We start from the raw sequence: 18,608 nt of genomic DNA, 5'->3' as shown, positions 1-18,608 counted from the left end.
GAGAGATGAAGCAGGAACTGGTATTCGAAGCGCCGCGACGCGGTATGCCGCCGCAGCATCTCGCCGACCTCGACGAGGCGGGCCGCGCAGCCGCCGTGGCGGGACTTGGGCTGCCCGCCTTCCGCGCCAAGCAACTGGCCAACCAGTACTACGGCAGGCTGATCGCCGACCCGCACCTGATGACGGATCTGCCGGCGGCCGTCCGCGAACAGGTGGCCGAAGCGCTGTTCCCGCCCCTGCTGAAGATGGTGCGCCACATCGAGTGCGACGCAGGCGAGACGCGAAAGACGTTGTGGCGCGCGGGCGATGCGGCCACCTTCGAGTCGGTCCTGATGCGCTATCCGCAGCGCGCGACCGTGTGCATCTCGTCGCAGGCCGGCTGCGGCATGGCGTGCCCGTTCTGCGCGACGGGCCAGGGCGGGCTGACCCGCAACATGTCGACCGCCGAAATTCTCGAGCAGGTGCGCGCGGCGTCCGCGGTGATGCGTGACGAACATGCGGGCCGCCTGTCGAACGTCGTCTTCATGGGCATGGGTGAGCCGCTGGCCAACTACAACCGGGTGCTCGGCGCGGTGAAACGCATCATCGCCCCGCCGCCACACGGTTTCGGCATCTCGGCGCGTTCGGTCACGGTGTCGACGGTGGGCCTGGCCCCTGCGATCCGCAAGCTCGCCGACGAACGCCTCGGCGTCACGCTCGCACTGTCGTTGCACGCGCCCGACGACGAGCTACGCGACACCCTGGTGCCCGTGAACAACCGGTGGAACGTGGGCGAAGCACTCGACGCCGCAAGGTATTACGCCGACGTGACCGGTAGACGGGTGTCGATCGAGTACGCGCTGATCCGCGACGTCAACGACCAGCCATGGCGCGGTGACCTGCTCGGCAAGAAGCTGCACGCGGCGCTCGGCCCGCTCGTCCACGTCAACGTCATCCCGCTCAACCCCACCCCTGGAAGCAAGTGGGACGCCAGCCCGAAACCCGCCGAGCGCGAATTCGTCAAGAAGGTCCGCGAGCGCGGCGTCTCGTGCACCGTGCGCGACACCAGGGGCCGTGAAATCGCCGCGGCCTGCGGCCAACTCGCGGCCGAGGGCTGATTTAGCTCATTCCGCATTTCGTTCGATGGCCGCCAGCACGGTCCCGAACAGGTCGTGTGGAACTGATCCCGGGTCGCTGAACTCCTCGATCGAGAGACCGTTGTTGAGTGCGAGTATCAAGACGGTCGCCGTCGCCGGGTCGATGCCCGAAGTGTCGAGGCGTCCGACGGCGTCCTCGATCGATGCCCGCATCGACCGGCGGTGCTCGGTGAAGCGCACCCGCACCTCCGGATCTCGCATCGCGCGCAGCCAGTACTCAGCGAACAGCATCTGCCAATCGCGGTTCTCGAGGAGTCCGGTCATGAGCAGGTCGCCTACGTCCTTCGCCGACGGGCGTGCTCCGGCCTTGTCGGCCAGTGCGCTCACCGCCTCGACCCGGCATTCGATCTGCAGGTCCAGCAGCGCGAAGAAGAGGTCGTCCTTGGAGCCGAAGTTGGAGTAGACGGCACCCTTGGTGAACCCCGCAGCATCAGCAATCGCATCAATCGTCGTCCCGGCGAAGCCCTTGCCTGCGAATTCCGACGTCGCTGCCTGCAGGATTCGTTGCCGCACTTCTGCACGAGGGGTGCGTAGCCGGGTGGGGTTGACTGTCGCCATATTGACCAGGATACTCGCTGGTATCCAGTTTCGATACTCACCAGTATCGAAATTCTGGTGTCGAACTGGCAGAGGGAAGGCCGCAGATGTCGCACTACTCGCTCGTGATCCGCAACGGCACCGTCTACGACGGCACGGGTTCGCCGCCGATCCAGGCCGATCTCGGCGTGCGCGACGGCAAGGTCGCCACCATCGGCAGCATCGAACCAGGTAGCGCCGAGCGCGAGATCGACGCCGCAGGCAAGTGGGTCATCCCCGGCATGATCGACGCACACACCCATTACGACGCAGAAGTACTCGGCGCACCGGGTCTCGGTGAAAGCGTGCGACATGGCGTCACTTCGGTAGTGCTCGGCAACTGCTCGCTGTCGACCGTCTACGCCGACGCCTACGATTGCGCCGACCTGTTCGCCCGTGTCGAAGCATTACCTTGGGACGCAGTGCATTCCGCGGTCAAGGAGAACAAGACCTGGGAGGGGCCGAAGTCCTACGTCGACGCCATCAACGCTCGCCCTCTCGGGTGCAACGTGGCCGGCTTCATCGGGCACTCCGACATTCGTGCCGCGGTCATGGGACTCGAGCGCGCCACCGACGCCGACGTGACGCCATCGCCGGCGGAGCTTCGCAGCATGACCGACATGCTCGGCGAGGCCCTCGACGCCGGATTCCTCGGCCTGTCCACCATCCGCAGCTCGTTCTCGAAACTCGACGGCACCCGCTGGCCCGCACGACAGCTGCCGTCGACCTTTGCGAGCTGGAAGGAGTTCGGCGCACTCAACAAGGTGCTGCGTGCGCGCGGCGGAATCCACCAGAGCACACCGAACCTGGCGAAGCGTTCCGAGATGGCGCGCTACTTCGCTCAAAGCATGGGCCGCCGCCGCAAGCCGTTGAAGACCACCATCGTCAGCGCCGCCGACGTCAAGGCCGACCGTAGCGTCGTCCGTATGGCGATCGCCGCGGCCAAGATCGTCAACAAGTTGGGTGGGAACGGATTCCGCTGGCAACACCTGCCTGTGCCGTTCGAGGTGTACGCCGACGGCATCGATGTGGTCGTGTTCGAGGAATTCGGTTCCGGCGCAGCGGCGTTGAACATCCGCGACGTCATCAAACGCGGTGATCTTCTCGCCGACGAGTCCTACCGGCGCCGCTTCCGGAAGGAGATGACGGAGAAGTTCGGGTTCAAGGTGTGGCACCGTGATCTCTACGATGCCGAGATCGTCGCCTGCCCCGATGCGTCGGTCGTTGGCCGATCCTTCGGCGAGGTCGCAGACGAGCGCGGTATCGAACCCGCCGATGCACTACTCGATCTTGCTGTGGCACATGGTAAGGCGCTTCGGTGGCGCACCACGATCGCCAACGACCGCGACGACGTCCTCGACCGATTGCAGCAGTCTGACGTCGTCCAGGTCGGCTTCGCCGATTCCGGTGCGCACTTGCGCAACATGGCGTTCTACAACTTCGGCGTGCGGATGCTCGAACGCGTCAACGCGCGCAAGTTCATGTCCGTCGAAACCGCCGTGCATCGGCTCACGGGAGAACTCGCCGACTGGTATGGACTCGACGCAGGCCGCCTGAGCATCGGATCCCGGGCCGACATCGCAGTCATCGACCCCGCGGGATTCGACGGTTCCAGTGCCGCCTACGCCGAGGCCGCCATGCCTGGTCTCGACGGCGTCGAGCGAATGGTCAACCGCAACGACAACGCGGTGGCAGCGACCGTCGTGGCCGGGCACGTCCTCTATGAATACGGTGCGTTCGCCGACGGTTTCGGCACCACACTTCGGGCCGGACAGTTCTTGCAAGCCAAGAACTGACGAGCTCGGCGCAGACGGGGGAGGGATTCAGTCGCCGTCCGCGCCCTTGATGCCGGCCGCGTGCCGGAGCTGCGCCAGGAACTGGTCGTCGTCGTCACTGCGCACGATGTAGTGCGATATGGCGATCCGGATGACGGTCGCCGCCTTCACCGAACGGTTGGATCCCAACATCAGCCGCTCAAGGCGGGCACGCATCACCGGGATCACCACCGTCAGTTGCCTGATCACCACCTCGGGCTCGATGTCGATCACCCGGACACCCGAGAACGACTGCTGGTAGGCGACGATGAAACGCAGTGCGGCGTCGAGCTTTTCGGCACCGCGAAGGCCGGCGGTGACCTTGCTGACGCCGGCATCGAACAGGTCACGTTCGTAGCTGCCGAACGCCTCGAGGAGCTCCTCCTTCGACGCGAACCAGCGGTACAGCGTCGGGCGGGACACGCCGGCCTGCATGGCGACCTCGGAAAGGCTCAGCTTGGTCTGGCCGTTGCGCGCGAGTACCTCGGTGGTGGCCGCCAGGATCCGCCGCCGGGTGGAGGTGTCATCACCCGACGCGGCGGTGGCCTGCTCGATGGTCATCGGTCACTCACTCCCAGCCCTTGGCGTGGGTCGATCGTAATTCCTGCCCGCCGTTAGAAGGGAAAGGACGCTGGAAGGTTACCAATGCGTGGCCGACCGTAAGGTACGCGCAGGCTGCGAGCGCGGCCGAAGGGCTGGGAGATTGGCCGTGCCCGGACCGCCGACGGGGGATCAAGGTCGTCGAACTCGACCTGACCACCGGCGACGGCCTGCGGGTGGCGCTCGAATTGCTCGCCGACGCCGACCGACGATCAGTTCCACGCTGCCGGTGGTGTGGTCTACGTGCCCGACGGGAAGTCCACCCAACTGATGGTGGCGACTCCGGCCGACTTCGGTGGAACACCGTGGGAGCCGCGGCCGGTTGCACCGGCTTTGGGCAAGCACACCGAGGAGAACCTCGCCGAGCTCGCGCAGCGGTGAGCGGATTGAGCGGTCGCGCAACGAATTACGAATGCCCCGGCTCGGGTTAGCGGGTCCACCCGCGGCGGCGCAGCCACCAATCGCGGAACACGACGCCCCAGATCACAACCGCGAAACCGATGAGGAAGATGTCCTCGACGTGTCCGACGTGGTTGCCGCGCAGCATGGCGATCATGAAGAACCCGGCGAGGATGCCGCCGATCTGGATGGCCCGGTGGTTTTCCTTGGTCCAGCCCCAGTTCGCCGACGGCACTTCCTCGACGTCTACGCCGGTGTGTCGTTCGACTTCGGTGTTGGCCACGGCTGCTCCTCACGGTCGGGCAAGCTTCTGCCGACATTCTGGCACAGGTCTACTACGCGTGGACGTAGACCCGAGCGTTGCCGCTACGGTGCTTGCATGTCGCTGCAGTTCGAAGGCAAGGTCGCGTTCATCACCGGTGCCGCCAGGGGGCAGGGCCGCGCGCACGCCGTCCGGTTCGCCGAAGAGGGCGCTGACATCATCGCCTTCGACCTGTGCGATCAGATCGCCAGCGTCGGCTACCCCATGGCGACACCCGAGGACCTCGACGAGACCGTCAACCTCGTCGAGAAGACGGGAAGGCGCATCGTCGCCGAGCAGGGCGACGTCCGCGACCTCGACGCACTGAAGGCCGTCGTCGCCAAGGGCGTCGCCGAGTTCGGCCGGATCGACTTCGTGCTCGCCAACGCGGGGATCCTGACGGGTGTCGGTGATCGGCGCCGCGAGGTCGCCACGTTCGTCGACGCCATCGACGTGATGCTCAACGGGGTGTACTACACGATCGAGGCGGCGCTGCCCGCGATGTTGGGGCACGGCGAGGGTGGGGCCATCGTCATCACCAGCTCGGCTGCCGGGTTGAAGTCGATCAGTCCCGGTTTCGCCGCGATGAGCCACGGCGCAGCGGGGTACAACGCCGCCAAGCACGGCGTCATCGGGGTGATGCGCTACTTCGCGACATCGCTGGCGGAGAAGAACATTCGGGTCAACTCGGTACATCCCGGCGGCGTGGCGACACCCATGATCTTCAACGAGGCCACGCTCCGATTCGTCGAGGAGACCGGCGGATTCGGCGTCGGACAAGAGCCGCTTCTGCCCATCCCGCCGGTGGAGCCGGAAGCCGTCAGCGACGCGATGGTGTATCTGTGCGGCCCGTCGGGCAAGTACCTGACCGGTGTCATGCTGCCGATCGAGGGCGGCCTCGCCCTCAGGTAGCAGCACCGATCTGCTCGTACCGGCGCAACGCCTCGACGCGCTCCTCGGCGTGGTCCACCATCGGCTCCGGATAGTCGGGATCGCCGAACTCCGGCACCCAGCGCTGCACGTAGGCCCCGTCGGGATCGAACTTCTTGCCCTGGGTGGTCGGGTTGAACACGCGGAAGTACGGCGCGGCGTCGGTGCCGCAGCCCGCCGCCCACTGCCAGCCGTGCTGGTTGCTGGCCACGTCGCCGTCGGTGAGCTGCTCCAGAAACCACCTCGCGCCCCACTGCCACGGCAGGTGCAGATCCTTGACCAGGAACGAGGCGACGATCATCCGCACCCGGTTGTGCATGAAGCCGGTCTGCGCCAGCTGCCGCATGCCCGCGTCGACGATCGGGAATCCCGTGCGGCCGGCTTTCCAAGGCTCGAACCGTCGCTGCGCATCGCGATCGTCGTCGACCTCGATGCGATCGAACGACGTGTTCCAGTTCCACCACGCGCTGCCGGGCCATGCGTACAGCACGCCCGCATAGAAGTCGCGGAACGCCAGCTCGCGCAGGTACGCCTGGGCGCCCTTGCCGCCGCCGAGGTCGGCGGCCATGGTGCGGGGGTGGATGGTTGGGTGTTTAAGTCCAGTTCGGTGTGCTCTAGCGCTGCTTGTCGGAGGGCGAAGGTAGGTTGGCGGCACAAGTTAATCCCGTGACTGGCCGGGATGCGCCAGTTGTGGTCCAGTCGGGACCACGGCGCCGCGCGTCAGAAGTTCCAGCGGTAGCGCTGGAGACGGCGGGCCAGACCGGCGGATACCGCCAGCCTGGCGAGCCCGCGTAAGACCGACCCGTGCAAAGCGGCGGCCGTGGGCGGTGAAGCCAGAACCCAAACCCCGCAAGGGGACGCCGCACGAGCGTGTCACTAGAACACACTCGGCGGCAACGGTGGATGGTGCCGAACTTGAGGTGCGCCGACATCCTGCTGGTGCCGTCGCGGTCGGGACGGTCACGGTCCTCGGCGTAGTGGGTCCAGTTCGGCGTCACCCGCGGGTACGTCGACACCACCGCCGATGTCCGCAGGGTCGATCCACTGCGCCGACTTCGGCCCCGTCTTGGCCGGTACGCGCCAGCCACGCTCCCGCCATGCCGCGTAGTACGGGGTGAAGACCTCGTAGGGCGTGCCGTCAGCCTTGGCCACCCGGCCGGGCGATACCAGGTACGGCGACCCGGACTCCTCGAGCTGCACGTCTCCAAGTGCCTCCCGCACCGCCGCGTCGCGGCGCATGCCGAAGGGGGAGAAGTCGGCCGACACGTGCACCGAGATCGCACCGATCTCCTTGACCAGAGCGGGAATTCGGATCTCGGGACGACCGCGGGTGATCAGCAGCCTGCCGTCCAAGCCGTCGCGGAGTTCGCGTAGGGAGTCGTAGAGGAACTGCAGTCGCCGCGGGCCCGCCGAGCCCTCCAGCCGTGAGTCCAGCACGTAGCAGGCGAGCACCTCGCCGTCGGTCCGCGCGGCGTCCAGCATCGGGGGGCAAGTCGTGCAGGCGCAGGTCGCGACGGAACCACAGCAACGTGGGCATGCGCTGATCCTGCCCGTATTCACGCCGTCGGAAACCCCGGGTGCTCGCTCGGCTGCCAGAATGCGAACATGACGGACGGCTCCGGCACAGGCGACTACCCGCGCGACATGATCGGCTACGGACCCACCCCGCCCGACCCGCGCTGGCCGGGTGGCGCCAACATCGCGGTGCAGTTCGTCCTCAACTACGAGGAAGGCGCCGAGAACAACGTCTTGCACGGTGACGCAGGCTCCGAGACGTTCCTGAGCGAAGTCGTTGGCGCGCAGTCGTTTCCGAACCGGCACATGAGCCTGGAGTCGCTCTACGAGTACGGGTCGCGCGCCGGGCTGTGGCGCGTCCTGCGGGTGTTCGACCGGCGCGGCCTGCCACTGACCGTCTTCGGCGTCGCCGTCGCGCTCGCCCGCAACCCCGAGGCCGTCGCCGCGTTCACCGACCGCGGTGACGAGATCGCCTGCCACGGGCTGCGGTGGCTGAGCTACCAGCTCGTCGAACCCGCCATCGAGCGCGAACACCTTGCCGAAGCGGTCAGGCTGATGACGACGCTCACGGGCGCGGCACCGCTGGGCTGGTACACCGGCAGGGATTCGCCGCAGACCCGCAGCCTGGTCGTCGAACACGGCGGCTTCCTGTACGACTCCGACTCCTACGCCGACGACCTGCCCTACTGGACGCACGTCGACGGCAAGCATCACCTGGTGGTGCCGTACGCGCTGGACACCAACGACATGAAGTTCGTCTCGGCGAGCGGATTCCCAAGCGGCACCGACTTCTTCACCTACCTGCGGGACGCGTTCGACGTGCTGTACGCCGAGGGCGCCGCGGGCGCCCCGAAGATGCTGTCGATCGGGCTGCACTGCCGCCTCGTCGGCCGTCCGGCCCGCATCGCGGCGCTGGAGCGGTTCCTCGATCACGTGCAGTCGCACGACAAGGTGTGGATCACGCGTCGGGTCGACATCGCGCGGCACTGGATCGAGCACTTTCCGCCGGGCTGACCTGGCAATACGGTGTCGACACCACAGTGACACTTGCAGTGACGTCATAATGGTGTCACCATGACGTCATGGATTTGCAGCCCTACGTCGACTCCGTCCGGCACGAGCTGAACGTCGCCGCCGAAGCGGGCGGCGCCGACGCCGCGGCCTTGGCCGACCGGCTCAGCGCACCGCTGGAGTCGGCGTTCCGCCTTGCTCTGCTGGAGGCACTGTCCGAGGCCGCCGAGGAGATCACCCGCGAGCTGGCACCCGGATCGGTCGACGTGCGGTTGCGCGGGCGTGACCCGGCATTCGTCGTGACGCCGGCCCCCGATGAACCGGCGGCGACGATTCCCGAGGCGGCCGCCTCTGGTGACCTCGACGACAGCGGCACCTGGCGGGTGACGCTGCGGTTACCCGAAAGCCTCAGGACCGCGGTCGACGCGGCCGCCCGCGGCGCCGGCCTTTCGGTCAACGCCTGGTTGGTGCGCGCCGTCAGCGGTGCTCTCGGCGCGGACGCACGACCGACCCGTGGGGGCTCGCACAACGACTCCGACAAGAACTTCAGCGGCTGGGTCCGCTGAGCCAACAACCGCTCATCCATCAACAACAGAGGAGATATAGCGATGTCCACGTTCCAGACACCCAAGCCCATCACGGCCGTCGTCGAGGTCGTCGCCGGAACGGTTCGCCTCACCGCGGCCGACCGCGACGACACCGTCGTCGACGTCCAGCCCCGCGACCCGAATAAGCCATCGGACGTGCGGATCGCCGAGCAGACGCGCGTCGACTTCAACAACGGCACGTTGAAGGTCACGGCAGGCAGGCGATTCATTCAGCTGGGCCGCGGCGGCGCGGTCGACCTCCACATCGCGTTGCCATCGGGGTCCCGGCTCGACGCATCGTCGGCCTCCGCCGACGTGCACGTCGACGGCAGCCTCGCCGACTGCAAACTCGCGACGGCGAGCGGACACGTGGTGATGGACACCGTCACCGGAAGTGTGAAGGCGGACAGCGCATCCGGCGACATCGAGGTGACCAACGTGGCGGGCTCGGCGTCGATCTCGACGGCCTCGGGTGACACCAGGATCGGCGAACTCCACGGCAACCTGCTGTTCCAGGCGGCGAGCGGATCGCTCGTGGTCGGCGAGCTACGGGGAGATGCGAAGTCGCGGACGGCTTCCGGGTCCGTCACCATCGACAGGGCGGTCGCCGGCGCCGTCTCGACACAGTCCAGCAGCGGCGACATCCGAGTCGACATCGCCGAGGGCACTGCAGCCCAACTGAACCTGAAGACCCGGTCCGGCACGGTCAGCAACGGACTCAACTCCGCCGACGGTCCCGCCGACGGCGACGAAACCCTGCTCGTACACGTCCGCACCGGTTCCGGCGACATCGCCGTGCGCCGGTCGACCGTTGACTCGGCCAGCCGCGCCTGAGAGGCGCTTGACCCTCCCGTAGGAGGAGACGCCAGACTGGCTACATGCCAGCTGGCGTTCTCTCTATCGGTGACTTCTCCCGGATGACGCAGTTGACCGTCAAGACGCTGCGGCACTACCACGACGTCGGATTGGTCGAACCGCACCACGTCGACCCGGCCACCGGCTACCGCTACTACTCGCACGATCAGGTGCGCACCGCGCAGGTGGTGCGCCGCCTGCGGGGCCTCGACATGCCGATCCCCGAGGTGCGCTCGGTCCTGGCCGCCGACCCCGACGACCGCAACGCCATGATCAGCGCCCACCTCGGCCGCCTGGAGGCCCAGCTGGCAGAGACCCGCGACGCCGTCAAGGCGCTGCGCGACATCCTCGACAGGCCGACGGACGCAGCCGCACTTCAGCACCGCAGCGTGCCCGCCGTGCCGTCGATCGCGGTGCACGCCGACGTCGACCGTGACGACCTGGTCACCTGGTGGGAGGGCGCGATCACCGAATTGCGGGACGCGGTACGGACGCAGGGCCTGGCCGCGACCGGCCCACCCGGCGGGCTGTTCGGGTTCGATGTCTTCGCCCGTGACCGCGGCCCGGTCACGATGTTCATTCCCGTGGCAGGCAACGTCCGGGCGGTCGGGCGAGCGAGCGAATTCACCGTGCCGGCAGCAGAACTCGTCGTGGTACGCCACCATGGTCAGCACGACGACGTCGACCTCGCCTACAGCGCACTCGGCGAGTACGCGACCCGACACGAGATCAGCGTCGACGGACCCCTGCGCGAGTACTACCCGCGTTTCGCCTGGGACACCGACGACTCGTCGCGGTGGGAGACCGACCTGTGCTGGCCCATCTTCCGGTCCGACCGGGGCGGGGTGGCGTGATGACGCTCGACGGCCGCCGGGCCGTGATCACCGGGGGGAGCAAGGGTGCCGGCGCCGCCGACATCACCACGGTCGACGGGACCAGGACCGTCGCGGAACACGTGGCCGGGCTCGGTGGCGCGCAGATCCTGGTTCACGTCGCAGGCGGATCAGCGTCGCCCGCAGGCGGATTCGCAGCGCTGACCGACCAGCACTGGCTCGACGAGCTGCAGCTCAACCTGCTCGGCGCGGCCCGACTCGACCGTGCTTTGGTGCCCGCCATGATCGCGGCCGGCTCCGGCGCGATCGTGCACGTCGGATCCATCCAGAGCCGGATGCCGCTGTACGACGGCACCCTCGGTTACGCCGCGGCCAAGGCGGCCCTTCGCGCCTACAGCAAGGGGCTTGCCAACGAGTTGGCGCCGAAGGGGATTCGGGTCAACACCGTATCGCCAGGCTTCATCCAGACCAGCGCGGCCGATGCACTCGTCGAGCGGATCGCCGCCGCGGGAGGCACCGACGCGGCCACCGCGCTGCAGACGCTGATGGACTCGCTCGGCGGAATTCCCTTGGGACGCCCCGCGCGACCGGAGGAGATCGCCGAGGTGATCGGATTCCTGGTGTCTGACTCCGCATCGTCGGTAGTCGGCGCAGACATCGTCGTCGACGGCGGCACGGTGGCGACCGTCTGACGGTCACACCGGATCGAACCGGAACACCGCCAATCGTCCCGCCAGCTCCTCGAACTCGTCGGGCGTGCCATCGACGACCAGCCCGCTGCGCTTGGCGAACCCGACGCCGACCGGCACCTTGATCGCGAATGCCCTTAGTACGGGCCGGGATTCGTCGGGGGACAGCGTAACGATCCTGACCTGACGCGACCGGCGGCCGCTGGTGAGCGTGCCGACGCCGGCCGCGCGGGCGTTGGCCGCCCAGTCGGCACCGGGAAAGCCCGCCACGGTGTACAGACCGCCGTCGTGGTCGAACGGCGTCATTGGTGTGCTGCGCGGCTGGCCGGACTTGCGGCCTGGCACCGTCAGCACCATCGCGGGCCCAGTCTGCACGCCCAGTCGCTGCATGGCGATCATCAACTTGTTCATCGGCTTAAGCCACCGCGGTGGTTTGGGTTCGGACATGGCTTGTCTCCCTTATTAATCGGCGAACCGGCTGCGATGATCGGACACCCACTGCGCGAACGAGGTGGCAGGCCGGTCGAGGATCTTCTCCACGTCATGGGTCACCAACGCGGGCCGGTCGACGGTCTCGGCAAGCAGCGCCATGTACGCGTCCGCGAAATCGGCCCCGAAACCGATGGCGATGAAGCGCTGCCTGACCAGTTCCGGCGGCACCTCCTGATAGCGCAGCGGACGGCGCAACACGGTGCCGATGGCCTCGACCAGCTGGACGTTGGTGAGCGCCTCCGGTCCGGTCAGCGGCACCCGTTTGCCCAACAGGTCATCGGTCAGCAGGGCGTGCGCGGCGACGGCGGCGATGTCGGGGTCGGCGATCACCGCGGTGGACGCCGACGCGTACGGGCCGCCGACCACGTCACCAGCCCGGATCTGAGGCGCCCACATGCCTGCGAAGTTCGTGGCGAACACCGTGGGGCGCAGGCTGACCCATTCCAGGCCCGACTCGGCGGCGAGTTGATCGACCTCCTTGTTGCGGTCGCCCCGGAAGCGGGACGGCTGGCGGGAGAACTCGTCGTCGGCGTTGATGGCGGACAGCGCGACCAGTCGCGTCACCCCTGCAGGGCGGGCCGCGTCGACCGTTGCGGCCAACTCGTCTCCAAGCGCGCGCGAGTTGAGGAACACCGCATCGGCGCCTGGCAGGGCTGCGATCGCGGAGTCGAACGTCGTGACGCCGGGCGGGAAGCCTGCGTCGGCCTGGCGGGTGACCGCCCTGACTTCGACGCCGGCTTCTGCGAGTTCGGTGACCAGCGGTCTGCCGACGTTGCCGGTCGCCCCAGTGACGACTACTGCGGTTGGGTGGGCCATGGTGCGCTCCTTGAGTTGCAGTGGATACCTGCAATCAAGGACGGGCGGTCACGGCGAAAAGTTACGAACCCCGAGCTGTAACTTTTCGCGTCGCTGATTCGTCGTACATGCATGAGCGATGTCTCCAGCACCGAACGCGACATCACCGCGGCGTGGCGTGATCACCGGCCCTACCTGGTGAATCTCGCCTACCAGATGCTTGGCGACGTCGGTGACGCCGAGGACGTCGCACAGGAGACGTTCCTTCGACTGTCCCGCGCCGACCCGGCCGCGATCGACGACATCCGCGGCTGGTTGACCGTCGTCGCCGGGCGGTTGTGCCTGGATCAGCTCCGGTCGGCCCGGGTCCGGCTCGAGACCGTGCTACGGCCCGAACACGACGTCCCCGACGGACACGATCCCGCCGACCGCGTCACCCTCGACGACCAGGTGCACACCGCCCTGCTCGAGGTGCTGCAACGGCTCACCCCAGGCGAGCGGGTCGCGTTCGTGCTGCACGACGTGTTCGCCGTTCCGTTCGACGAGATCGCCGAGACGGTCGGCAGGCCGGCCGGCACGTGCCGACAACTGGCCCGCCGCGCCCGCGGCAAGTTCGCCGACGCCGCGCCCCACGCGGCCGACGTCGTGCGGACCGATCACCGACGTGTCACCAGTATCTTCATCACGGCATGCGCGAACGGCGACGTCGAGACGCTGGCGTCGGTTCTCGATCCCACGGTCTGGGGCGTCGGCACGGTGCTCGGCGATCCCGCCCCGCCGCAGCAGGTCAACCACGGGCCGCAGGCCGTCGCGGCGAACCTGATGCGCTACCTGGGTCCTGGTGCGACCGTCGTCGGCGGCCCTGCCGGAGAGCCGGTACTGCTGGCGTTCGACAAGGGGCGGCTCTTCGCCGTCGTGGTGCTGACCATCCGCGACGAGAAGGTGATGAAGATCGAGGCCACCGCCGATCCGTCGGCCCGTCAGCCGTAGGTGAACGAGAACGCCTGAAGCCCCTTGCCGAGGCTGACGTCGAGGTGGCCAGCCCCCGCGCTGTCGTCCGCGACGATCTGGTGCGTGTTCGGCGAACCGCTGACCGGGATCACGGTGGTCTTGCCGTCGCGGGTGACCGTCACGTTGCCGGTGCCGCCAACCAACAGAAAGACGTTGCGGGCGTGGTAGTTCAGGGCGATGGTGGCGCCGTCGTCCGCGGCGGTGGCGCCCTGGTAGTCCAGTGCCCAGCGGCCCTTCAGCGCGAACGAGTCGTCGGCGAGTTGGCCCGGGAGATCGAAGGAGGCCTCGCCCTGGTCGTACGTCCCCCCACCGCCGTAGTTCGCGACGTTGCCGACGCTGAAGTAGGTCTCCGGGGTGAGTGAGGTGGTCGGAGTCGTGTCGGTCCCGTCGATCGCGGGCGGCAGGTCGACGTCCTTGTTCGCATCCGAAAGTAGTTGGCGGATCAGGCCTTCCGTCACGTCGTAGTCGCCCTCACCGAACTTGATGTGCCGGACGGTGCCGTTGGCGTCGATGAGGTACTCGGCAGGCCAGTAGCGGTTGCGGTAGTTGGTCCACGTGGACAGGTTGTTGTCCATGGCGATCGGGTAGTGGATGTTCAGGTCGGCGGCGCCGCTCGCGACGTTGGTGTCCACCTTCTCGAATCCGTACTCGGGGGAGTGCACTCCGATGACTTCGAGTCCCTTGTGCTTGTACGCGTCGTACCACCCGGTGACATGGGGGATGGCGCGTTGGCAGTTGATGCACGAGTAGGCCCAGAAGTCGATGAGAACGACCTTGCCGCGCAACGACTTCAGATCGATCCGGGCACCGCCGGGGGTGTTGAGCCACTTGGTGATGCCCTTGATGTCGGGCGCTGGGCCGCAATCCACTGGCTCGCTTGCCCCTTGCGGGCAGTTCGACAGCGCAGCGTTCTGCTCGTTGACCAGACCACCCAGGTTCAGATTCTGGATCTGTTCCTCACCGCCGGCCTTCTCTTGCAGCGCGCTGGTGTAGTCGGGGATGGCGCGTTGCAGCACTGCGGGCAGGTTGAAGACGAGCGCAACCGCAAGAAGGATCGTCACGACGCCTGCGGCGATGCGGATCTGGCGCTGGCGGTTACGGAAGGCGGCGACCCGTTCGGCGACCCGGCGGCCCGCGAGTGCGAAGAACAACAACGGCAGTGCGGCGCCAACGGCGAAGGACAGCGTCAGCGCCACGGTGTTCAAGCCGATGGTGCCGGTCGCTCCCGCGACGACGATTGCTGCCAACACGGGACCCGCACACGGCACGTACAGGACGCCGAGTGCGAGGCCGAGGCCAAAACCGTTGCGGCCGTTGCCGAACTGCTTCTGCGGAAGTTTGGCGAACGGCTTCTCGAGCAGCGCTTCGAAGCGCGGGAAGATCAGTCCGAGACCGATCGCCACCAACGCGACGAGCGCCACCCAGCGGACGGCGTCCTGGGGCAGGTGCAGAAGCGACAACAGTGCCGAACCGAGCAGGGTGACGACGCTGAAGCTCAGCACCAGACCTGCGATCACCAGATAGGGCCGCAGAGTCTGCGACCGTGTCGGCCGCACCTCGGTCGCCACTGCGCCACCGCCGACCGGCTCGCGGACACTCTGGGTGCCGGAGAAGAAGATGACCGGCAACACCGGCAGGATGCACGGGGAGATTCCCGTGATCAGCCCGCCGATGAAGCCGACGGCGATCAGTGTGATCATGGCTTCCATTCGTAGCAGACCCCGGCGTGGACGGGGCCCTCGCTCAAAGCGACGTCACCACAATGTCATTGGTGGTGTGCGGGATTCACATGGCCGGTGGCATCAGCACGGTGTCGACCATGTACACGGTTGCGTTGGCGGTCTTGACGCCGCCGCACACCAGCCCGGACTCGTCGAACTTCAATGCCTCGCCGACGCCGGTGACGGTGACCTTGCCACCCTCGACCGTCTCGTGCGTGCCCGCGACCTGCCCGGGACTCAGCCGGCCGGGGATCACGTGGTAGGTCAGGATGCCGTTCAGCAACGGGGCGTCGGTCTTGAGCTTCTCCAGCGTCGCGGCGTCGATCTTCGCGAACGCGTCATCGGTCGGGGCGATCACGGTGAACTCGCCGCCGTTGAGGGTGTCGACCAGATTCACACCGGGGTTGAGCTTGCCGGAGACTGCCTGGGTCAGCGTCTTCAGCATCGGGTTGTTCGACGCCGCAGTGGCGACCGGGTCCATCGACATGCCCGAGACCGAACCCGGTCCGCTGGGGACCTGCTCGGCGTATGCGGCGCAACTCGCGCCGACGAGATCAGCGGCCAGGTCGGCCTTGGCAGTGGGTGCTGGGGTGGTCATCGCCACGCTCGACGAGGTGGCGGCGCTGCTGCTGGAGGCCTCCGGCTTGGAATCGTTCGAACAGGCGGCTACGCCGAGGAGCGCGACCGCGCTCAGGCCTGCCGCGGTAAGCGCCCTTCGATGAACTGAAATCATGTGTCATCACTCCCGTGTGTGTTTGGGACGACGCGTGCCGTCGCCCGTGACACCTGGCATTCGCGGTGACGCTGGTCACGGATGGCATCCACGGCGGCACGTCATGTTTGCGTCACATTTCGGTCCTGACGGACTCGGACTCGTTCGAGAAGGGCATGGCGCGGCACAATGGGTCGGTGAGTACCGGAGGGCAGGAGCGAAGCGACCCGGGAGTTTCGGCGCGCTTGCGAGTCCTGATTCTGGGGAGCACCGGTTCGATCGGCACCCAGGCGCTCGACGTCATCGCCGCCAATCCGGACCGCTTCGAGGTCGTCGGGCTGGCTGCAGGCGGTGGCAACGCCGATCTGCTCGATCGCCAACGGGCTCAGACCGGCGTCACCAACGTCGCGGTCGCCGACCCGGCGGCCGCCGCCAGGATCGGGAACGTGACGTACGCCGGACCCGACGCCGTCACCCGGCTCGTCGAGGAGACCGAGGCCGACGTCGTGCTCAACGCGCTGGTCGGCGCGCTCGGCCTGCGGCCCACGCTGGCCGCACTGCGGTCCGGGGCCCGGCTGGCGCTGGCCAACAAGGAGTCACTGGTCGCGGGTGGTCCGCTGGTGCTCAAGGCCGCTGCACCAGGACAGATCGTGCCCGTCGACTCCGAGCACTCCGCGATGGCGCAGTGCCTGCGAGGCGGCACACCCGACGAAGTGGCCAAGATCGTGCTCACCGCATCGGGTGGACCGTTCCGGGGTTGGGCGGCGGCCGACCTGGAGCACGTCACCCCGAAACAGGCCGGTGCCCATCCCACCTGGTCGATGGGGCCGATGAACACGCTGAACTCGGCGTCGCTGGTGAACAAGGGCCTCGAGCTGATCGAGACGCACCTCCTGTTCGGCATCGACTACGACCGCATCGACGTCGTGGTGCACCCGCAGTCGATCGTGCACTCGATGGTGACCTTCACCGACGGCTCTACCATCGCCCAGGCCAGCCCGCCGGACATGAAACTGCCCATCGCGCTGGCGCTCGGCTGGCCCGCCAGGGTGGCAGGCGCGGCCTCGGCATGTGACTTCACGACGGCCTCGACCTGGGAATTCGAACCATTGGACGACGCCGTGTTCCCGGCCGTCGCGCTGGCCAGGCACGCCGGACGCGGGGGTGGCTGCCTGACCGCGGTCTACAACGCCGCCAACGAAGAGGCGGCTGCAGCGTTCCTGGCGGGCCGCATCCGGTTCCCGGCCATCGTCGGAACGGTGGGTGAGGTCCTGCACGCCGCAGACCAGTGGGCTGCCGAACCAGCTACCGTGGAAGACGTACTCGAAGCGCAGGACTGGGCTCGGTCCAAGGCAAGAGCCGCGCTGAAGAGGTCCGCACAGGAGGTAGTACCCACCAGATGATGTTCGTGATCGGCATCGTGCTCTTCGCGCTGGCCATTCTGCTGTCCGTGGCCCTGCACGAGTGCGGGCACATGTGGGTAGCGCGGGCCACCGGAATGAAGGTGCGCCGCTACTTCGTCGGCTTCGGTCCCACGCTGTGGTCGACGATGCGGCCCAACAAGCTCGGCTACACCGAGTACGGGGTCAAGGCCCTCCCGCTCGGCGGCTTCTGCGATATCGCAGGCATGACGTCGGTCGACGAGATCGCACCAGAGGACCGCCAGTACGCCATGTACCGGCAGAAGGTGTGGAAACGCGTCGCGGTGTTGTTCGCCGGACCCGCGATGAACTTCGTCATCGGCCTGGTGCTGCTCTACGGCATCGCCGTGACCTGGGGGCTGCCGAACATCCATCCGCCCACCACGGCCATCGTCGGCGAAACCGCTTGTGTCGCAGCAGATATCAGCAATGGCAAGCCGGGCAAGTGCACCGGCCCGGGCCCCGCGGCGAACGCAGGCATCAAGCCGAGCGACACCGTGGTCAAGGTCGGCGGCACAGACGTGAAGACCTTCGACGAGCTGGTGGCCGCCGTACGCAAGGCCGGCGGGCCGACGCCGTTCGTCGTGCAGCGCAGCGAAGAAGGTCAGGTCCGCGAATTCACCACCGTCGTCAACGTCGAGCGCACCGAGCGGTGGGTGAAGAAGGACGACACCAGCCCGACCACGATCGGCGCCATCGGCGTCGCGCCCGCCGAGTTCGGGCCCACCCAGTACAACCCCCTTTCGGCAGTGCCCGCGACGTTCGCCTTCACCGGCGATCTGGCCGTCGAGATCGGCAAGTCACTGGTGAAGATCCCCACCAAGGTCGGCGCGCTGATCCATTCGATCGGCGGAGGCGAACGCGACCCGGAGACGCCGATCAGCGTGGTCGGCGCCAGCATCATCGGCGGCGACACGGTCGACCATGGGCTGTGGGTGGCGTTCTGGTTCTTCCTGGCCCAGCTGAACTTCGTGCTCGGCGCGATCAACCTGGTCCCGCTGCTGCCCTTCGACGGCGGCCACATCGCCATCGCGGTGTACGAGAAGATCCGCAATATGATTCGGTCGGCCCGTCGCGTCGATGCGAAGGGGCCGGTGAACTACCTCAAGCTGATGGTCCCCACCTACGTCGTGCTCGTCGTGGTGGTCGGCTACATGCTGCTGACCGTGACCGCTGACCTGGTCAACCCCATCAGACTCTTCCAGTAGGA

Annotated in this window: 18 protein-coding genes and 3 pseudogenes; 12 read left to right on the top strand and 9 right to left on the bottom strand. The window is 67.4% G+C overall.

The features are described from left to right. Positions 1–5: 5 nt before the first annotated feature. On the top strand, positions 6–1,097 hold the full coding sequence (gene rlmN / locus HNP02_RS22985) for a 23S rRNA (adenine(2503)-C(2))-methyltransferase RlmN (RefSeq protein WP_184442788.1): 1,092 nt from the start codon (positions 6–8) through the stop codon (positions 1,095–1,097). A 6-nt stretch (positions 1,098–1,103) separates the two neighbouring features. On the opposite strand, the gene HNP02_RS22980 is transcribed toward rlmN, so the two are convergent. Further along, on the bottom strand, positions 1,104–1,694 hold the full coding sequence (locus HNP02_RS22980; protein ID WP_184442787.1) for a TetR/AcrR family transcriptional regulator: 591 nt from the start codon (positions 1,692–1,694) through the stop codon (positions 1,104–1,106). 86 nt (positions 1,695–1,780) lie between these two features. Here HNP02_RS22980 and HNP02_RS22975 point away from each other — a divergent pair, with 86 nt between their 5' ends. Beyond that, positions 1,781–3,508 (top strand): amidohydrolase family protein, encoded by a 1,728-nt coding sequence (locus HNP02_RS22975; protein WP_184442786.1) that lies wholly within the window; start codon positions 1,781–1,783, stop codon positions 3,506–3,508. Positions 3,509–3,535: 27 nt separating this feature from the next. Here the strand turns inward: HNP02_RS22975 and HNP02_RS22970 are convergent, their stop codons facing one another. Next, a complete protein-coding gene (locus HNP02_RS22970; RefSeq protein ID WP_184442785.1) occupies positions 3,536–4,087 on the bottom strand; it encodes a TetR/AcrR family transcriptional regulator in 552 nt (183 codons plus the stop codon). A gap of 246 nt (positions 4,088–4,333) precedes the next feature. Between HNP02_RS22970 and HNP02_RS22965 the strand changes: the two are divergent. Further along, positions 4,334–4,507: pseudogene (locus HNP02_RS22965) on the top strand (CoA transferase); the annotation flags it as partial. A 46-nt stretch (positions 4,508–4,553) separates the two neighbouring features. Here the strand turns inward: HNP02_RS22965 and HNP02_RS22960 are convergent. Continuing rightward, positions 4,554–4,808, bottom strand: a complete 255-nt coding sequence (locus HNP02_RS22960) for a DUF2631 domain-containing protein (protein ID WP_184442783.1) — start codon at positions 4,806–4,808, stop codon at positions 4,554–4,556. 96 nt (positions 4,809–4,904) lie between these two features. Here HNP02_RS22960 and HNP02_RS22955 point away from each other — a divergent pair, with 96 nt between their 5' ends. Continuing rightward, positions 4,905–5,738: a mycofactocin-coupled SDR family oxidoreductase gene (locus tag HNP02_RS22955; RefSeq protein ID WP_184442782.1), complete on the top strand. Its 834-nt coding sequence runs from the start codon at positions 4,905–4,907 to the stop codon at positions 5,736–5,738. Here the strand turns inward: HNP02_RS22955 and HNP02_RS22950 are convergent. Together HNP02_RS22950 and HNP02_RS22945 are read right to left on the bottom strand one after the other, a co-directional pair. Beyond that, positions 5,731–6,384: pseudogene (locus tag HNP02_RS22950) on the bottom strand (FAD-binding domain-containing protein); the annotation flags it as partial. The gene HNP02_RS22955 and the pseudogene HNP02_RS22950 overlap by 8 nt on opposite strands. A gap of 280 nt (positions 6,385–6,664) precedes the next feature. Beyond that, a pseudogene (locus HNP02_RS22945) lies at positions 6,665–7,293 on the bottom strand (deoxyribodipyrimidine photo-lyase); the annotation flags it as partial. A 68-nt stretch (positions 7,294–7,361) separates the two neighbouring features. Between HNP02_RS22945 and puuE the strand changes: the two are divergent. The 5 genes from puuE (at position 7,362) to HNP02_RS22920 (ending at position 11,249) form a co-directional block, all read left to right on the top strand. Further along, entirely contained in the window at positions 7,362–8,285 is a 924-nt protein-coding gene (gene puuE, locus HNP02_RS22940) for an allantoinase PuuE (protein WP_255506834.1), read from the top strand. Between the two features lie 68 nt (positions 8,286–8,353). Continuing rightward, positions 8,354–8,848 carry a histidine kinase gene (locus HNP02_RS22935; RefSeq protein WP_184442781.1) on the top strand — a complete coding sequence of 165 codons (495 nt, stop codon included), beginning with the start codon at positions 8,354–8,356 and terminating at the stop codon, positions 8,846–8,848. 42 nt (positions 8,849–8,890) lie between these two features. Then, complete coding sequence (locus tag HNP02_RS22930) at positions 8,891–9,703, top strand: DUF4097 family beta strand repeat-containing protein (protein ID WP_184442780.1); 813 nt, start codon at positions 8,891–8,893, stop codon at positions 9,701–9,703. 44 nt (positions 9,704–9,747) lie between these two features. Continuing rightward, on the top strand, positions 9,748–10,578 hold the full coding sequence (locus HNP02_RS22925) for a MerR family transcriptional regulator (protein WP_184442779.1): 831 nt from the start codon (positions 9,748–9,750) through the stop codon (positions 10,576–10,578). Beyond that, entirely contained in the window at positions 10,578–11,249 is a 672-nt protein-coding gene (locus HNP02_RS22920; protein ID WP_184442778.1) for an oxidoreductase, read from the top strand. Before HNP02_RS22925 ends, HNP02_RS22920 begins: the two co-directional genes overlap by 1 nt. Before the next feature lie 3 nt (positions 11,250–11,252). Here HNP02_RS22920 and HNP02_RS22915 read toward each other — a convergent pair whose 3' ends face one another. Together HNP02_RS22915 and HNP02_RS22910 are read right to left on the bottom strand one after the other, a co-directional pair. Further along, on the bottom strand, positions 11,253–11,693 hold the full coding sequence (locus tag HNP02_RS22915; protein WP_184442777.1) for a nitroreductase family deazaflavin-dependent oxidoreductase: 441 nt from the start codon (positions 11,691–11,693) through the stop codon (positions 11,253–11,255). A gap of 15 nt (positions 11,694–11,708) precedes the next feature. Beyond that, the gene (locus HNP02_RS22910; RefSeq protein WP_184442776.1) at positions 11,709–12,554 is read right to left on the bottom strand and encodes an NAD(P)H-binding protein; all 846 of its coding nucleotides are present in this window, start codon (positions 12,552–12,554) and stop codon (positions 11,709–11,711) included. A 111-nt stretch (positions 12,555–12,665) separates the two neighbouring features. On the opposite strand from HNP02_RS22910, the gene sigI reads away from it, so the two are divergent. Further along, positions 12,666–13,523: an RNA polymerase sigma factor SigI gene (sigI, locus tag HNP02_RS22905; protein ID WP_184442775.1), complete on the top strand. Its 858-nt coding sequence runs from the start codon at positions 12,666–12,668 to the stop codon at positions 13,521–13,523. On the opposite strand, the gene HNP02_RS22900 is transcribed toward sigI, so the two are convergent. Further along, positions 13,514–15,244, bottom strand: a complete 1,731-nt coding sequence (locus tag HNP02_RS22900) for a cytochrome c biogenesis protein CcdA (RefSeq protein ID WP_184442774.1) — start codon at positions 15,242–15,244, stop codon at positions 13,514–13,516. The two genes, sigI and HNP02_RS22900, sit on opposite strands and share 10 nt — an antisense overlap. Before the next feature lie 85 nt (positions 15,245–15,329). Beyond that, complete coding sequence (locus tag HNP02_RS22895; protein WP_184442773.1) at positions 15,330–15,998, bottom strand: fasciclin domain-containing protein; 669 nt, start codon at positions 15,996–15,998, stop codon at positions 15,330–15,332. A 155-nt stretch (positions 15,999–16,153) separates the two neighbouring features. Between HNP02_RS22895 and dxr the strand changes: the two genes are divergently transcribed. Continuing rightward, on the top strand, positions 16,154–17,380 hold the full coding sequence (dxr, locus tag HNP02_RS22890) for a 1-deoxy-D-xylulose-5-phosphate reductoisomerase (protein WP_184442994.1): 1,227 nt from the start codon (positions 16,154–16,156) through the stop codon (positions 17,378–17,380). Continuing rightward, positions 17,377–18,606, top strand: coding sequence for an RIP metalloprotease (locus HNP02_RS22885; RefSeq protein WP_184442772.1), 1,230 nt, complete (start codon positions 17,377–17,379; stop codon positions 18,604–18,606). Before dxr ends, HNP02_RS22885 begins: the two co-directional genes overlap by 4 nt. Positions 18,607–18,608 lie beyond the last annotated feature (2 nt).

It is taken from the genome of Mycobacterium sp. AZCC_0083 (assembly GCF_014202335.1).
GTDB lineage: Bacteria > Actinomycetota > Actinomycetes > Mycobacteriales > Mycobacteriaceae > Mycobacterium.
Note: the sequence above shows the minus strand (reverse complement) of the source record. Positions and strands in the feature narration are given on the sequence as shown.

Excerpts from the sequence above, each read along its gene's own strand:
- HNP02_RS22925 (WP_184442779.1), top strand. The coding sequence starts at position 9,748 with ATGCCAGCTGGCGTTCTCTCTATCGGTGACTTCTCCCGGATGACGCAG.
- sigI (WP_184442775.1), top strand. The coding sequence starts at position 12,666 with ATGAGCGATGTCTCCAGCACCGAACGCGACATCACCGCGGCGTGGCGT.
- rlmN (WP_184442788.1), top strand. The coding sequence starts at position 6 with ATGAAGCAGGAACTGGTATTCGAAGCGCCGCGACGCGGTATGCCGCCG.
- HNP02_RS22970 (WP_184442785.1), bottom strand. The coding sequence starts at position 4,087 with ATGACCATCGAGCAGGCCACCGCCGCGTCGGGTGATGACACCTCCACC.
- HNP02_RS22900 (WP_184442774.1), bottom strand. The coding sequence starts at position 15,244 with ATGATCACACTGATCGCCGTCGGCTTCATCGGCGGGCTGATCACGGGA.
- HNP02_RS22975 (WP_184442786.1), top strand. The coding sequence starts at position 1,781 with ATGTCGCACTACTCGCTCGTGATCCGCAACGGCACCGTCTACGACGGC.
- puuE (WP_255506834.1), top strand. The coding sequence starts at position 7,362 with ATGACGGACGGCTCCGGCACAGGCGACTACCCGCGCGACATGATCGGC.
- HNP02_RS22980 (WP_184442787.1), bottom strand. The coding sequence starts at position 1,694 with ATGGCGACAGTCAACCCCACCCGGCTACGCACCCCTCGTGCAGAAGTG.
- HNP02_RS22910 (WP_184442776.1), bottom strand. The coding sequence starts at position 12,554 with ATGGCCCACCCAACCGCAGTAGTCGTCACTGGGGCGACCGGCAACGTC.
- HNP02_RS22930 (WP_184442780.1), top strand. The coding sequence starts at position 8,891 with ATGTCCACGTTCCAGACACCCAAGCCCATCACGGCCGTCGTCGAGGTC.
- HNP02_RS22935 (WP_184442781.1), top strand. The coding sequence starts at position 8,354 with ATGGATTTGCAGCCCTACGTCGACTCCGTCCGGCACGAGCTGAACGTC.
- HNP02_RS22885 (WP_184442772.1), top strand. The coding sequence starts at position 17,377 with ATGATGTTCGTGATCGGCATCGTGCTCTTCGCGCTGGCCATTCTGCTG.
- HNP02_RS22920 (WP_184442778.1), top strand. The coding sequence starts at position 10,578 with ATGACGCTCGACGGCCGCCGGGCCGTGATCACCGGGGGGAGCAAGGGT.
- HNP02_RS22915 (WP_184442777.1), bottom strand. The coding sequence starts at position 11,693 with ATGTCCGAACCCAAACCACCGCGGTGGCTTAAGCCGATGAACAAGTTG.
- HNP02_RS22955 (WP_184442782.1), top strand. The coding sequence starts at position 4,905 with ATGTCGCTGCAGTTCGAAGGCAAGGTCGCGTTCATCACCGGTGCCGCC.
- HNP02_RS22895 (WP_184442773.1), bottom strand. The coding sequence starts at position 15,998 with ATGATTTCAGTTCATCGAAGGGCGCTTACCGCGGCAGGCCTGAGCGCG.
- dxr (WP_184442994.1), top strand. The coding sequence starts at position 16,154 with ATGGCGCGGCACAATGGGTCGGTGAGTACCGGAGGGCAGGAGCGAAGC.